Source organism: uncultured Neptuniibacter sp. (assembly GCF_947498015.1).
Classification (GTDB): domain Bacteria; phylum Pseudomonadota; class Gammaproteobacteria; order Pseudomonadales; family Balneatricaceae; genus Neptuniibacter.
On record NZ_CANMIR010000009.1, the window covers coordinates 130,841 to 145,408 of the forward strand.

16 protein-coding genes and 1 tRNA gene are annotated in these 14,568 nt (G+C 48.7%); 14 read left to right on the forward strand and 3 right to left on the reverse strand.

Annotated features, from left to right (window positions below; genetic code table 11):
- The first annotated feature begins 80 nt into the window (after positions 1-80).
- The 5 genes from gcvT (at position 81) to Q0882_RS12435 (ending at position 4,485) form a co-directional block, all read left to right on the forward strand.
- A complete protein-coding gene (gene gcvT, locus Q0882_RS12415; RefSeq protein ID WP_299182178.1) occupies positions 81-1,187 on the forward strand; it encodes a glycine cleavage system aminomethyltransferase GcvT in 1,107 nt (368 codons plus the stop codon).
- Positions 1,188-1,221: 34 nt separating this feature from the next.
- On the forward strand, positions 1,222-1,614 hold the full coding sequence (gene gcvH, locus Q0882_RS12420) for a glycine cleavage system protein GcvH (protein ID WP_299182180.1): 393 nt from the start codon (positions 1,222-1,224) through the stop codon (positions 1,612-1,614).
- Between the two features lie 83 nt (positions 1,615-1,697).
- Entirely contained in the window at positions 1,698-2,894 is a 1,197-nt protein-coding gene (locus Q0882_RS12425; protein WP_299182182.1) for a class I SAM-dependent rRNA methyltransferase, read from the forward strand.
- A gap of 25 nt (positions 2,895-2,919) precedes the next feature.
- Positions 2,920-3,957: an NADP(H)-dependent aldo-keto reductase gene (locus Q0882_RS12430; RefSeq protein WP_299182184.1), complete on the forward strand. Its 1,038-nt coding sequence runs from the start codon at positions 2,920-2,922 to the stop codon at positions 3,955-3,957.
- Positions 3,958-4,077: 120 nt separating this feature from the next.
- A complete protein-coding gene (locus tag Q0882_RS12435; RefSeq protein WP_299182186.1) occupies positions 4,078-4,485 on the forward strand; it encodes a CBS domain-containing protein in 408 nt (135 codons plus the stop codon).
- 46 nt (positions 4,486-4,531) lie between these two features.
- Here the strand turns inward: Q0882_RS12435 and Q0882_RS12440 are convergent, their stop codons facing one another.
- Complete coding sequence (locus tag Q0882_RS12440) at positions 4,532-5,185, reverse strand: HAD family phosphatase (RefSeq protein ID WP_299182189.1); 654 nt, start codon at positions 5,183-5,185, stop codon at positions 4,532-4,534.
- 135 nt (positions 5,186-5,320) lie between these two features.
- Between Q0882_RS12440 and Q0882_RS12445 the strand changes: the two genes are divergently transcribed.
- Positions 5,321-5,812 carry an RNA pyrophosphohydrolase gene (locus Q0882_RS12445; protein WP_299182191.1) on the forward strand — a complete coding sequence of 164 codons (492 nt, stop codon included), beginning with the start codon at positions 5,321-5,323 and terminating at the stop codon, positions 5,810-5,812.
- Between the two features lie 14 nt (positions 5,813-5,826).
- Positions 5,827-8,100 carry a phosphoenolpyruvate--protein phosphotransferase gene (ptsP, locus tag Q0882_RS12450; protein ID WP_299182194.1) on the forward strand — a complete coding sequence of 758 codons (2,274 nt, stop codon included), beginning with the start codon at positions 5,827-5,829 and terminating at the stop codon, positions 8,098-8,100.
- Here ptsP and Q0882_RS12455 read toward each other — a convergent pair.
- Entirely contained in the window at positions 8,087-8,869 is a 783-nt protein-coding gene (locus Q0882_RS12455; protein WP_299182196.1) for an NRDE family protein, read from the reverse strand. The genes ptsP and Q0882_RS12455 overlap by 14 nt on opposite strands.
- Positions 8,870-8,959: 90 nt before the next feature.
- Between Q0882_RS12455 and Q0882_RS12460 the strand changes: the two genes are divergently transcribed.
- Together Q0882_RS12460 and lgt are read left to right on the forward strand one after the other, a co-directional pair.
- A complete protein-coding gene (locus Q0882_RS12460) occupies positions 8,960-9,760 on the forward strand; it encodes a sulfite exporter TauE/SafE family protein (RefSeq protein ID WP_299182199.1) in 801 nt (266 codons plus the stop codon).
- A gap of 10 nt (positions 9,761-9,770) precedes the next feature.
- Positions 9,771-10,562 (forward strand): prolipoprotein diacylglyceryl transferase, encoded by a 792-nt coding sequence (lgt, locus tag Q0882_RS12465; RefSeq protein ID WP_299182201.1) that lies wholly within the window; start codon positions 9,771-9,773, stop codon positions 10,560-10,562.
- 48 nt (positions 10,563-10,610) lie between these two features.
- Here the strand turns inward: lgt and Q0882_RS12470 are convergent, their stop codons facing one another.
- A complete protein-coding gene (locus Q0882_RS12470; protein WP_299182203.1) occupies positions 10,611-11,462 on the reverse strand; it encodes a thymidylate synthase in 852 nt (283 codons plus the stop codon).
- A gap of 129 nt (positions 11,463-11,591) precedes the next feature.
- Between Q0882_RS12470 and folA the strand changes: the two genes are divergently transcribed.
- From folA to Q0882_RS12495, 5 genes are all read left to right on the forward strand, one after another.
- Complete coding sequence (gene folA, locus Q0882_RS12475; protein WP_299182205.1) at positions 11,592-12,095, forward strand: type 3 dihydrofolate reductase; 504 nt, start codon at positions 11,592-11,594, stop codon at positions 12,093-12,095.
- 15 nt (positions 12,096-12,110) lie between these two features.
- Positions 12,111-13,085: a bifunctional biotin--[acetyl-CoA-carboxylase] ligase/biotin operon repressor BirA gene (gene birA / locus Q0882_RS12480; protein WP_299182207.1), complete on the forward strand. Its 975-nt coding sequence runs from the start codon at positions 12,111-12,113 to the stop codon at positions 13,083-13,085.
- Positions 13,082-13,798, forward strand: coding sequence for a type III pantothenate kinase (locus Q0882_RS12485; protein WP_299182210.1), 717 nt, complete (start codon positions 13,082-13,084; stop codon positions 13,796-13,798). The genes birA and Q0882_RS12485 overlap by 4 nt, the downstream gene beginning before the upstream one ends.
- 2 nt (positions 13,799-13,800) lie before the next feature.
- Complete coding sequence (locus tag Q0882_RS12490) at positions 13,801-14,454, forward strand: hypothetical protein (RefSeq protein ID WP_299182213.1); 654 nt, start codon at positions 13,801-13,803, stop codon at positions 14,452-14,454.
- Positions 14,455-14,491: 37 nt separating this feature from the next.
- A tRNA-Thr gene (locus Q0882_RS12495) sits at positions 14,492-14,567 on the forward strand.
- Position 14,568: the final 1 nt, after the last annotated feature.

Consider the following 14,568-nt stretch of genomic DNA (forward strand, 5'->3'; position numbering starts at 1 on the left):
ACCTGAGAACAATCGTATAAAAGCTGGCGAGCGGTTTGGGTTCTAACTGTCACGCCAGACCCTGAATAAGAGTTAATAATATGGGTAGCAAAACTGCATTGTACGAAAAGCATCAAGAGATGGGTGCGAAACTGGTCGACTTCGGTGGCTGGGATATGCCGATTCATTACGGCTCACAAGTGGATGAACATCATAAGGTCAGGCAGGCCTCAGGAATGTTTGATGTCTCGCATATGACCGTGGTCGATGTAACGGGAACCGATGCCAAGGAGTACCTGCGCTATTTGTTAGCTAATGATGTCGCTAAGCTCAAGGAGAAGGGCAAAGCGATGTACAGCGGCATGCTGAACGAAGACGCTGGTGTTATTGATGATCTGATTGTTTATCTGATGACAGAACCCGGTGTGGCAGGTGAGTGGTTCAGAGTTGTAGTTAACTGCGCGACTCGTGAAAAAGATCTGCGCTGGATGTCAGATCAAACAGCGAGCTTTGATGATGTTGCTCTGACCGAACAGCCTGAACTTGCGATGATCGCGATTCAGGGGCCTGAAGCAATTACGGCAGTAAAGCAGGCAGTATCAGAGTCGCGAGCGGCTTTGATCGACCAACTGAGCGTGTTCCAGGGGCTTGAATCTGAAGGCTGGTTTATCGCCAGAACTGGCTATACTGGTGAAGATGGCTTAGAGATTATGTTGCCTGAAGATGAGTCCGCTGATTTCTGGCAAGCACTTGCAGATGCAGGTGTTGCCCCTTGTGGATTAGGTGCGCGTGATACGCTTCGCCTGGAAGCGGGGATGAATCTATATGGCTCTGATATGGATGAGACGATCTCACCACTTGCAGCCAATATGGGCTGGACGGTCGCATGGGAACCACAGGAGCGTTTGTTTATCGGTCGTGATGCTTTGCAGAGTATTCGAGATACAGGCCCTGATCAAAAGTTGGTAGGGCTGGTAATGGAGTCTCGCGGTGTCCTGCGTGCAGATCAGCGTGTCGTTGTATCGGGCGTTGGTGAGGGAGAGATTACGAGTGGTACTTTCTCGCCAACATTGGGTTGTGCTATCGCAATGGCCCGTGTCCCTGCAGCGACAAAGGATAAAGCGGAAGTGGACATTCGTGGTAAACTTGTACCTGTCAGGGTGATTCGACCATCCTTTGTCCGTAACGGCAAAAAAGTTTTTGATTAACGATTTAACAGGACCCATAGGGTAGGAATTGAACATGAGTAACATCCCATCTGAACTGAAATACGTTGCTAGTCATGAGTGGATTCGTGTCGAAGGAGACGGTACCGTTACTATCGGTGTGACCGATCACGCACAGGATCTGCTGGGCGATGTGGTATTTGTTGAACTACCTGAAGTGGGTGCTGAGGTAGCTACAGGTGATGATGCAGGCGTTGTTGAGTCTGTAAAAGCTGCCTCTGATGTTTATGCGCCTTTAAGTGGCGAAGTGGTTGCTGTTAATGAAGAGCTTGAGGATTCTCCTGAGTTGGTTAACTCTGATCCATACGGTGATGGTTGGTTCTTTAAGCTGAAGCTGAGCGATAACAGTGAGCTGGATGGGTTGTTAAGCGGCGAAGACTATAACGATCTTTGCGAAGCAGAAGCTTAACTATTTCTGAGGCTAGCCCTCAGGTGAATAATTTATTTGTCCCGGCTATATGCCGGGACAGTTGTCTGTAAAAACAGGAAATCATGGCATTGCAAACACTGAAACTGAATAGCGGAGCTGAGCGTCGTCTACGGGGTGGCCACCTCTGGATCTACAGTAATGAAGTGGATAATCGTGCAACCCCTCTGAAAAGCTTTGAGCCGGGTCAGCAGGTTATTGTGGAAACAGATAAAGGCAAGCCGCTGGGTGTGGCATATGTCAATCCTAATACCTTGATCTGTGGACGTATTGTCAGCCGTGACCTGAAATATACACTGGATCGCTCTCTTATTATCCACCGTATCAAAGTGGCCCTGTCACTGCGGGAGAGCTGTTTCAGCGATGATTGTTATCGTCTGGTTTTTGGCGATAGTGATGGCTTACCTGGTCTGGTTATCGATCGCTTCTACGATGTGTTTGTGGTGCAGATCTCGACAGCGGGTATGGAAGCAGTGCTGGATGAGATCATCGATGCACTGAATAAGGTTTTTACCCCAAAAGCTATTTTGCTGAGAAACGATGGCAAAATGCGGGATATGGAGGGGCTGGAAACTTACACTGAGATTGTTCAGGGAGATATTCCAGAACTTTGCCCGTTGATGGAGAATTCGGTACCGCTGCTTGCTCCCTTGCAGAAGGGCCAGAAGACCGGTTGGTTTTATGATCACCGCAACAATCGTGCACAGATGCAAAAGCACGTGGAAGGTAAACGAGTGCTTGATCTGTTCAGTTACGTTGGTGGCTGGGGCGCTCAGGCTCTGGCAGCGGGCGCCTCTCAGGCGATCTGTGTGGACGCCTCTCATTTTGCGCTGGAGGTGGCTGCTGAGAATGCTCGTATTAACAATGCGTCTGATCGTTTTGAAGGCTTTCATGGCGATGCATTTGATATCTGTAAATCATTGATTGCGGACAAAGAGAAATTTGACGTCGTGGTGCTTGATCCGCCTGCATTTATTCAGAAAAAGAAAGATATCCGTAATGGGGAGCGCGCATATTCCCGGATGAATAATTTTGCGATGCGCTTGCTGAAAAAGGATGGAATTTTAGTATCTGCATCATGTTCCATGCATCTGCAGCGAGAGCGGTTGGTGGATATCATTCGCAGCAATAGTCGGGAACTGGATCGTACCGCACAGATCTTTGATCAGGGACATCAGGGCGCAGATCATCCGGTGCATCCTGCGATTCCGGAAACGGATTACCTGAAATCATTCTTTGTTCGGGTTTTACCGTCCGCCTAGTGTCATCAACCGGAGAGTGCCCAGAATGAAATACAATACGTTAGGCAGTACCGATCTTGAAGTGAGCCTCATCTGTCTCGGGACGATGACCTATGGTAGTGACCATACACAGGCAGAAGCGTTTGAGCAGATGGATTATGCTCAGGAGCAGGGGGTTAATTTTCTCGATGGGGCTGAGATGTACCCTATCCCAACGTCTGCAGAGTATCAGGGGCGGAACGAGGAGATTATCGGTAACTGGCTGAAGGCTCGTGGCAACCGGGATCAGATGGTGGTGGCAACTAAGGTCACAGGTCCTGGTGAGATGGTGAGTTATATCCGCGAGGATATGGCGCTGGATCGTCGTAATATTCGTGAGGCGATTACTCAGAGTTTGCGTCGTTTACAGACCGATTATATCGATCTTTACCAACTTCACTGGCCTGATCGAGCGACTAATTTTTTTGGGCAGCTCAATTATACACACCAGCCTGAGAAGGATGGGACACCGATTCTGGAAACGCTAGAAATATTGCAGGAACTGGTGGATGAAGGGCTTGTGCGGCACTTTGGCCTCTCCAATGAGAGTGCCTGGGGAGTCATGAAGTATCTGCAGTTAGCCGAGCTGCATGATCTACCGAAATGCGTGTCACTGCAGAACCCTTTCAGCTTGTTAAATCGCACCGCAGAAATCGCTTTAACCGAAGTGCTGCAGCGTGAAGAGGTTTCACTACTACCTTATTCCCCTCTGGGCTTTGGGGTACTTAGCGGTAAATATCTTGATGGTCAGCGTCCGCAGGGGGCTAGGATCACTCGCCACCCGACATATGCTCGTTATCTGAACGAGCAGGGGCAGTTGGCGACTCAGGCTTATGTAGATCTGGCTAAAAACTATGGTCTCGATCCGGCCGTGATGGCACTGGCATGGGTCAATAGCAGAGATTATGTAGATGCCAATATCATAGGCGCGAGTAATATGGATCAGCTAAAGGCAAATATTGCTTCTGCATCCTTGCAGATGGATGCTGAGCTGCTGGATGCGATTGAGACAATCCATGTGACCTATCCGAATCCCTGTCCATAACCATGATTGATAAAATCGTTAGGGAGCCTTATATCGGCTCCCTTTTTTATGCGTGAGTTTGTCATTTTTTCGTTCTTTGCCAGACTGTAAAAAGAAAGAAGCAAGCAGGAAGGTGAGATTATGTTGCAAGTCAGAGATGCGATGTACCCGGTGAATGTGCCGCTAAGGTATGAGATGCCTCTGGTGGATGCTGTGACCCATATTCTTGATTCAGGCTACCTTGGTCTGCCGGTTGTTGATGACGCGATGCATGTTGTGGGCTTCCTCTCAGAGTTTGATTGTTTACCCTATCTGGTCACAGATAGTTATCACTGTGATAGTCATAAGCAGGTAAAAGATATTATGCGGACGGACCCGTTAACAGTCTCGCCCGGATTGAGTGTTGTAGATCTGGCTCAGCAGATGGAGCTGAACAAGCCGAAGGTGTACGCGGTAGTTGAAGAGGGGCGGCTGGTTGGGATTATCACTCGCAGCATGCTCATGAAAGAGCTTAATAATGCGTTGAAGAACTGCAAAGTTGTCGCTTAATCGGGGGCGGTTAATCAGAACAGCCCCCTCTATTCGTCTCGGGAACTTATCTCAGGTCCAGAACAGGCCAGAGTTTGTCATTAGCCAGAGTTTCCAACTTTTCGTCTGGATTGACAGCGATCGGGTGACCTACCTGCTCAAGAAGAGGGAGGTCGTTGTGTGAGTCGCTGTAAAAATAGCTCTCACTGAGATCGTGCGGATTCGCTTCTAGCCAGTTATTCAGGCGTGTCACCTTGCCGCTCTGGAAGCAGGGTGTGCCCGAAACTTTTCCAGTGAACTGTCCATCGACCTCTTCCGGGTCTGTTGCAATGATCTCGTCAACGCCCAAGTGAGCAGCGATGGGTCCTGTCACAAAACGGTTGGTAGCGGTGATAATCAGAAGATAGTCGCCACGTTCGCGATGATTATTCAGGAGTTCCGCAGCCTTAGGCAACATCATAGGTTCAACCTTTTCCAGCATGAACTGCTGGTGTAAGGCATCCAGTTCATTACGGGGAAGCTTAGCTAAGGGACGCAGTGCAAATTCGAGAAACTCATAGATATCCAATCCCCCATTTTTATACTGCTCATAAAAATAGTCGTTTGCCCGGCTGTACTCTTCGCTATCAACAATCCCTTTTTCACATAAAAATTCGCCCCAGGCGTGATCGCTGTCACCGGCGAGAAGGGTATTGTCCAGGTCAAAAATTGCTAAGCTCAAAAACGTATCCTCAAACATCGATTAACTGCCGCAAGCATAGGGCCGAAAAGCAGTGAATGCAATTCAATCAAATGGGATTTGCTGACAGTGAAAGAAGTATGGAACAATAGCTGAAAAAGATTTAGGAATTTTGAAGTGATTGATTCAGATGGGTTCAGGCCGAATGTCGGTATCATTCTGGCTAACTCGCTGGGTCAGGTCCTTTGGGCAAGACGCATTGGCCAGGATGCCTGGCAGTTCCCTCAGGGGGGGATCAATGAAGATGAATCCCCAGAAGAGGCAATGTTTCGCGAACTGAGAGAGGAAGTTGGACTCTCGGCTGCAGATGTAGAGATCGTCGCTGTAACGCGCGGTTGGTTAAGATATAGATTGCCCAAACGAATGATCCGGCGCAATTCGCATCCTGTATGCGTCGGCCAGAAGCAAAAATGGTTTTTGCTGCGGATGTTGAGTGCAGATAGTGCTGTCACCATTGATCATACAGAGTCACCTGAGTTCGATGGTTGGCGGTGGGTCAGTTATTGGTATCCGCTTGGCCAGGTAGTGTCTTTTAAACGTGAGGTTTATCGTAAAGCGATGCGGGAGTTATCTCCAAAGTTGTCGCGAATCAATATTATTGATTCCTGAAAGGGGAGTGATAGATGCTGGATGTCTTAAGAAAAATTGTACAGGAGGTGAGTGTCGCTCCAGATCTGGAGTCGGTACTGAACCTGATTGTGCGTAGAATCCAGCGTTCTATGAAGACAGAGGTCTGTTCCACGTACCTCTTTGATCCAAGTGATCAACGCTATGTTTTAATGGCATCTGAGGGCCTCAATCAGGAAGCGATCGGGAGTGTCCGTCTCTCCGCTTCAGAAGGTCTCGTGGGGCTGGTGGTCGCTCGTGCAGAACCGATCAATCTTGAAAACGCCGCTGATCATCCTGCGTTCAAATATGTTGAATCTACCGGTGAGGAACGTTTTAGTTCATTTCTCGGTGTGCCGATCATACATCATCGTGATGTGCTGGGTGTGTTGGTCGTGCAGCAAAAAGAGACACGCCGCTTTGATGAGAGTGAAGAGGCGTTTCTTGTTACGCTCTCTGCTCAGTTAGCGGGCGCTATTGCCCATGCAGAGGCAACGGGATCTTTAGGTTCAGTTGCGGAACAGGAAAAGAAGGCTGTTGATCTTCGTTTTGAAGGTGTAGCGGGATCCTCCGGGGTAGCGATAGGTTCTGCAACAGTGATCGCTCCACCTGCTGATCTGGCTTCGGTACCGGATAAAGTTGCCAAAGATATCCAGAAAGAGATCGCGAGTTTTCAGGAAGCACTGAAACTGGTGCGAAGAGATATTAAAGTTGTGGGCCGTAGCTTGGCGCAACGCCTGCGTTCTGAAGAACAGGCGCTCTTCGATGTTTACCTGCGGATGCTAGATGACAATGCGTTAGCCGGGGAGGTGGTCGCAACTATCGAAAAGGGTAATTGGGCTCAGGGTGCGCTGCGTGAAGTTGTAGCGGAACATGTGCGCCAGTTCTCTATGATGGATGACCCGTACCTGCGTGAACGCGCTACCGATATTAAAGATTTGGGCCGTCGAGTCCTTGCCTACCTGCAGGAGGCTGCCCCTGCATCCCTCGAATTTACCAATGAGACTATCCTGGTTGCAGATGAGCTAACACCAGCGATGCTGGGCGAGGTGCCCAGTGAAAAATTGGTCGGCCTGGTCTCAGTTCATGGCTCCAGTAACTCCCATGCTGCAATTCTTGCGCGCTCGATGGGCATCCCGACCATCATGGGTGCTGTGGATCTGCCTCTGACCCGTATCGATGGACGTGAGTTGATTCTGGATGGCTATTCAGGGCGTATCTATGTTCAGCCGGGAGAAGATCTCCTGAATGCTTACCGGGATATCGTCAAAGGTGAGCAGGAGCAAGCGGCAGAGCTTGAGGGGATCAAGGATCTGCCGGCAGAAACAAGTGATGGCTACAGAATGCCGTTATGGGTAAATACCGGGTTGATTGCTGATGTGGCACGTTCACTGGATCGGGGTGCTGAGGGTATCGGTCTTTACCGAACCGAAGTCCCTTTTATGATCCGTGAATTTTTCCCCAGTGAACATGAACAGGCGCAAACCTATAGAAAACAGTTAGAAGCGTTTCATCCTCGCCCCGTAACCATGAGAACCTTGGATATAGGGGGTGATAAAGCGTTGCCCTACTTCCCAATTGAAGAGGAAAACCCATTTTTGGGGTGGCGAGGCATTCGGGTGACACTGGATCACCCTGAGATCTTCCTTGTGCAGGTTCGAGCCATGCTCAAAGCTGGGGAGGGTTTCGATAACCTGAGGATCATGTTACCGATGGTCACAAGTGTACGTGAGGTTGAAGAGGCGAATCGCCAGATAGACCGGGCTGTACGCGAGCTGCAGGAGGAGGGGTTGGATATCAAACGCCCGATGGTGGGGGTGATGGTCGAAGTCCCGGCTGCGGTTTACCAAGTACGCAGGTTTGCACGCCGGGTTGATTTTATCTCAGTGGGTTCAAATGATTTGACCCAATATCTTCTGGCGGTGGATCGAAATAACCCCCGAGTGGCTGATCTCTATGTCAGTTACCACCCTGCTGTATTAAAAGCATTGGAGTACATCGCTCGAGAAGCTCACAAAGAAAATGCTACGGTCTCAATCTGTGGTGAGGTCGCCTCTGAGCCTGGGGGAGCATTGCTGTTGATGGCGATGGGGTATGATGTGCTTTCGATGAACGCAACTAACCTTCCAAAAGTGAAATCAGCTATCCGCTCAGTTAGTAAGGTTGATGCTGATCAACTGCTAAAAGAGGTGATGGCGATGGATGATGCTGATCGAATTCAGTTGCTTATTAATGAACGTCTTGAAAAGTTAGGGATCGCTCTTCCGGCCCAGCCAGTTATTCCTGGTTAGCCCCGATTGGATCTACGTTAAGCGCAAAAGTTTTCTGTTCTGTTTTTCCATGTTGATCGAAACTAAGTTCTGTGATCACAGTCTCTCCAGAGGGTTTCTGTAGGATCAGTGTGGTTGCTCGTGTTCCGTAATTTTCGGCTTGGATAAAACAGGATGAAAGTAATCGCTCCCACTCTAAGCTCACGCCGGTATCAGGTAGATGCTCATCTCTGGCGGTGGAGGGGTTGAGCATGATCTCTATCAAATCACTTTCTGATAGCGTTGGGTTGGCAAGAAGAGCTTGAAGTTTTGCTTTGGCGTATTCTAATTTAGGCCATGGAGTGTCCAGCAGTGCATTACTCATCCCGTATATGCCTGCAGAGAGTGCCCGGCTCTTTTCGCCTCTGTTCGAGCAGTAATAGAGGCCCTGCCGATCACCTAGAAGAAGGTTGAAGTCGCCATAAAGGTTCTTGTTCTCCTCAAGTCTGTCAATGTAGCCGCCGGCGCCTTCAGTCTTAATGAGGTAGCTGCGTGTGAGATCTCCGCGCGTTATCCCATCTGCTTTTCGATTTCTGCCATCTCTGTAGTTAGTGACGGCGGCGAACCTACCTGTCTGATTGATGCCGAGCCAGGTCCCACCCTGTTCCAGATCTCTGCCGGCTAAAACTTCTGGGTGATCTTGCCAGAAATGCATTGATTGGCTGGGTCGGGCGTAAAATTCATCCCTGTTTGCAAGCAGAATAAAGGAGTATTCAGGGTGTGATTGATAGGCGAAGGTGATCAGGCACATAGGTAAAGCTCGCTTTATTTCTGTAAGATAGCACTCCTTCTGAATTTTAAGTGGTTATTGTCTAAATAACACATCTTTAAGGGTGTATTGATGTTAACTGTAATACTGACCTACTTGATATTAGGTGCGGCCGCAGGTGTCGTGGCTGGCCTTTTTGGTATTGGTGGTGGGGTTCTGATTGTTCCTGTGCTGGTGTTTACGTTTGAACTGCAGGGCGTCTCTCCTGATGTTCTAACCCATGCGGCTGTCGCAACATCATTGGCCACTATCGTGGCTACGTCTATCAGCTCTGCACTTGCACATCAGCGTAAGGGTGCTGTGCGTTGGGATATTGTTAAACCGCTTACCGCAGGTATTTTAATTGGGTCATTTGTTGGTGTTAAAACCGCTGGTTTGATGACAGGTGAATGGTTGCAGATCGCTCTGGGCGTTTTTGCGTTAACGGTCGCTCTTCAGGTGGGTTTCAATATTAAACCGGAAGCGGGTGAAAAGCCGGTTTCTAAACGCGCCTACAATGTCGCGGGTGTTATTGTTGGTTGGTTATCCAGTATCTTCGGTATTGGCGGGGGAACATTAACCGTACCCTATTTGACCTGGAGTCGTCTCCAGTTACAACAAGCGGTGGCAACATCCGCTGCCTGTGGGCTTCCTATCGCCCTTATCGGTGCGTTAACCAATATTTGGGAGGGGTGGGGACACCCTGCGATGCCGGAGTGGAGCTTGGGTTATATCTATCTGCCTGCTTTGTTAGGGATCGTGCTGACCAGCTCTATTTTTGCCAAGGTGGGTGCTAAACTGGCGCATACTCTCCCCTCTCATATATTGAAGCGTATTTTTGCTCTGTTTTTGTTCTTTGTTGGCTTACGTTTTCTCTTGAGTAACCTGCTTTAGGAGTCTGTTTGTGTGGGTGCATGATATTGATCCGATAGCGATCGCTCTGGGACCTCTGAAAATTCATTGGTATGGATTGATGTATCTGGCGGGTTTTGCTGCGGCCTGGTCATTAGGTGTGTACCGGGCGAGGAAACCGGGCTCGGGCTGGAAAGAGCAACAGATCTCTGATTTGATCTTCTGGGGTGCGATGGGGGTGGTGCTTGGCGGTCGGGCAGGTTATGTCCTGTTCTATAACTTTGACCGGTTTTTAGATGATCCGCTCTGGCTCTTTGCTGTTTGGGAGGGGGGGATGTCATTCCATGGCGGATTGCTAGGGGTGATTGTTGCCATGTTCCTCTTCGGGCGTCAGCAGCAGAAATCGCTGATGGAGATGACTGATTTTATTGCGCCTCTGATCCCTATCGGTTTGGGAATGGGGCGTATTGGCAACTTTATCGGTGGAGAGCTTTGGGGACGCACCACAGAACTCCCGTGGGGGGTTGTGTTTCCTCGTGGCGGTGAACTACCGCGACATCCATCGCAACTGTATGAGTTTGTCCTCGAAGGTGTCCTGATGTTTATTGTACTGTGGTGGTTCTCTGCTAAACCACGGCCAAGGATGGCGGTGTCCGGCTTGTTCTTGCTGCTTTATGGTATTTTCCGTTCATCTGTAGAGTTCTACCGTGAACCCGATGGGCATATCGGCTTTATTGCGCTGGATTGGCTGACGATGGGGCAAGTACTGTCCTTGCCGATGATCTTGTTGGGGGCGCTGATGCTCGGGTTTGCTTATCAATGCTCAGGCCAGAAAAGGGCGTAATGTTCATAGAAAAGGCGGTTTACACCGCCTTTTTTGTTTTTTGCGAAGTTACACCGAGAAGGGATATTGAATTGATTCGTGGTGTTCGTATCCTTCCACCTCAAAATCATCAACAGTGACCCAGGTTTCAAGGTCTTCCAGCGTCTTAATATCTGGATTGATTTTGAAGGTAGGCAGCGTAAGCGGCTCACGGGTTAGCTGAACATCACGCATCAGCCCCACCTGATCTTCATAGATATGGGCGTTAACGATTTTGTGATAAGCCTTGCCTGGCTTTTTTCCGGTGATTTGCGCCATGATGGCCAGTAGGAAATAAACCTGAATCATATTAAATGTCAGACCAAGCGGGACGTCGCAGCTACGTTGGGTGCTGTTCAGGTAAAGCGTATCCCCTAAGAGTGAGAAGTGGTGACTATACATGCAGGGGCGTAAACAACCCATGTGGAAAGCGCCGGGGTGATAGAAAGTGTAAATCTCACCTCGATCATCGATTCCTTGAGAAAGATCATCAACGATCTTGCGTAGCAGATCTATGCTTCCGCCGTCTGGTTTAGGGAAGTTACGCCCCACTTTGCCATAAATGAAACCGCAGTCATCTTTGCCCTTACGATAAGGGTTATTTAGCCAGGCTGTATTCTCATTGGCATTGGCGTCCCAGGTTTTAGTGCCGATCTTGCGAAAGTCGGCAGCATTATCATAACCCCGGAGGTAGCCAAGCATCTCTGCAATTGCTGACTTGTAGAACGTTTTTCGGGTAGTCACCATCGGGAATTCACCCTTGGCTACATCGTAGGTGAGATCAGCATTAATGACTGTTAGGCAGCGTTTTCCGGTTCGCTCATTTTCGACCCAGACGCCTTCGTTAATAATGTTCTGACAGAGATCGAGGTATTGTCTCATTGGTTTGTGCTTAACCCTGTGGTTAAATTTAGTCTGGTCATGTTAACCAAAGCACGTTGCTAAGGTAAAGAATCTAACAGTGGGTTGGTGGTTATCTGCCCAATCCAGGCTGTTTAATAAGGAGTTTTCATGAACCTGGCTATTATAGTGGCTCAGGCAAAAAATCGCGTCATCGGTATTAACAATAAGTTGCCCTGGCATCTCCCAGAGGATCTACGGTATTTCAAACAGGTGACTATGGGTAAGCCCATCATAATGGGACGTAATACCTATGAGTCGATTGGTCGCCCATTGCCGGGTAGAACAAATATTGTAATCTCCCGTCAGCCAGATTATTCGCCAGCTGGTGTTAAAGTGGTGGCAAGTTTGGAATTGGCGATAGAGTTGGCGGAAAGTATTGCGCTGATTGATGGTGCTCAAGAAGCGATGGTGATAGGTGGGGCGCAGATCTACGCGCAGGCGCTGGATAGGGCTGACCGCCTTTATCTGACTGAAGTAGAAGCTGAAATTGAAGGGGACGCCTGGTTCCCGGAGTTTTCTCGTGATAAATGGGCTGAAGTGGGTAGAGAAGATTTTCAGGCTGAAGGGCCGAACCCGTATAACTATAGCTTTATCGTTTTGGACAGAAATTAAAGAAGGCAAAGTAGTATGACGATCCGTTCGTTGTTGTCTATTCTGGCTGATGGCAAATTTCACTCTGGCAGAGAGCTGGGGGAAGAGATTGGTATCAGTCGTAGTGCGATCTGGAAGCATATACGCCGTCTCGAAGAGGGCGGTTTGGAAATTTACAGTGTCAAGGGGCGGGGTTATCGTGTTCCGGGGGGCTTGGAACTCCTTGATGTTGATAGAGTGGTAGCCGGCTTACTGCCCTCAGTTGCGAGTGATATTGACGATATCAATCTGCGTCTGACTATCCCTTCGACCAATGAATTTGCAATGAAGGAGTGCCAGATAGAGGATTGCCACGGCAGGCTCTATATGGCTGAGCAGCAAACCGCGGGACGAGGGCGTCGGGGACGTACCTGGGTCAGCCCCTTTGCAAGAAACCTCTACTTCTCACTAGTGTGGCGATTTGAACAGGGGGCTGCGGCTCTTGAAGGGTTAAGTCTGCTGGTCGGGCTCTCTATCGTGAAAGCTTTAGAGAAACAGGGGATCTCTGGGGTTGAGCTGAAGTGGCCGAATGATCTCCTCTATCGTGGTCAGAAGCTTGCTGGGATTCTGCTCGAAGTTAATGGTGAGGCTTCCGGTCAATGCCAGGTCGTTATAGGGGTTGGGATTAACGTTGAGATGCCGCGTGATCAGGCTGATTCGATCGATCAGCCCTGGATAGATCTGAAAACTATTGCAGGGAAGGTGCTGAATCGTAATCATCTGCTAGCCGAAATTCTGAATGAATTGGTTCAGGGGTTAAGGGATTTTGAGAGGAATGGGTTCATTGGCCTTGTCGATGAATGGCAGTCTTATCATGCGATGCAGGAGCAAGTAATCGTGCTGCAAGTCGGTGGGAAATTAATTGAAGGGGTTTGTCAGGGTGTAGATAGTTCCGGTGCGCTGTTGTTGGAAACGGCGGCGGGTGTGCAGGCATTTCACGGTGGTGAAGTCAGTATCCAGCGACCTTTATGATTTTAGAGTTTGATGCAGGTAACACATTCATTAAATGGCGGACCCTTGGTGGTAATGTAAATCACCAGGGGCGCATGCTTACGCGAGATCTTACGTCGATTGAGTTGCCCTGTGCAGATACCTTATCGAAGATTGAGCTCGTGCGAATTGCCTCGGTTGCGGGCGATCTTGTCAATCAGCAGCTGCAACAAAAGATAATTGCCTCTGGTCTGCCCTTACCTGTTTTTGCTGTTACCCAGCGGGAATCTCATGGTGTGATTAACAGTTATACCGACCCCTCAAGAATGGGGGTGGATAGATGGTTGGCGATGCTGGCTGCCTATCGCCGCTGCCAGAGAGCATGTTGTGTGGTTGACTGTGGTAGTGCGATTACCGTCGACTATCTTGCAGAGGGTGGTAAGCATCTCGGGGGGTATATTATTCCAGGGTTGCGATTAATGCAGAAAGCGTTACTGGCGAATACAGCAGAAATATTGGTAGATAATGATATTGCTATGTTCGACAACTCTCCGGGAAGATCGACATCTGAAGCGGTTATTCATGGAATTAATTTTGCTTTTGATGCGCTCGTAAAAAGCGTGGTTGATAAACGTTCCTCCGAAATGGATTTGCTCATAACTGGAGGCGATGGCGAGTTGTTCTTTAAACTTGCAGGGTGTGGTGAGTATATTCCCGATCTGGTGATGGATGGATTGGTATGGGGGTGTGAATAAGTATGTGGCGTTGGCTGTTTCTATTTTTACTGCTGGCTAATGCTATTGTAATGATGTGGTACTCATTGCAGATTCCTGAAAGTAAGAAGCAAACTGTCAGGCAGTCGGTTACGGCGAATGAGTTGAAGTTGGTGAGTGAGATCAGTGCTGATGCACTGTCGATCAATGTAAAACGACATGAAGTTGAAAGTTGTACCTTTTTTTATGGGCTTGAAACGGCCGCTCATGGCGATGCACTGGTCAGTTTTGTGCGTGAAAATGGGTTTGAAGCGGAAAGTCTTGAGTATGCGGAATTAGTTGAGGTTGATTTTACAGTCGTGGTAGCGCTGCCGGATAGTCTGAACGAGCGATTGGAGGTATTGGATTATCTGGAACAATATGAGCATAAGCAGCTAGATGAAGGCGTGTTAGGCTTTGAATACGTGTTGACTGGTTTTATTGATAGGGAATCGGCCGAGTTAAAGGTGGCAGAGCTAAATGCGATCGGGATACAGAATGAACTGCACTCTTCTCAGCGGGAAGAAAAAACCTATACAGTAATTGTATCTGAAGGATTTGATCGAAATTTATCCAATGAAATCAAAGAAATAGTACGTGAAACTTATTCTTTGGAAAAAATTGAAAAAAAAGTTTGTGAAAGGGTTGCAAAGCCCTGATTCGGTGGTAATATACGCGCCACTTCGTTGTTGAGAAGCCGGTATAGCTCAGTTGGTAGAGCAACTGACTTGTAATCAGTAGGTCCCGAGTTCGACTCTTGGTGCCGGCACCAT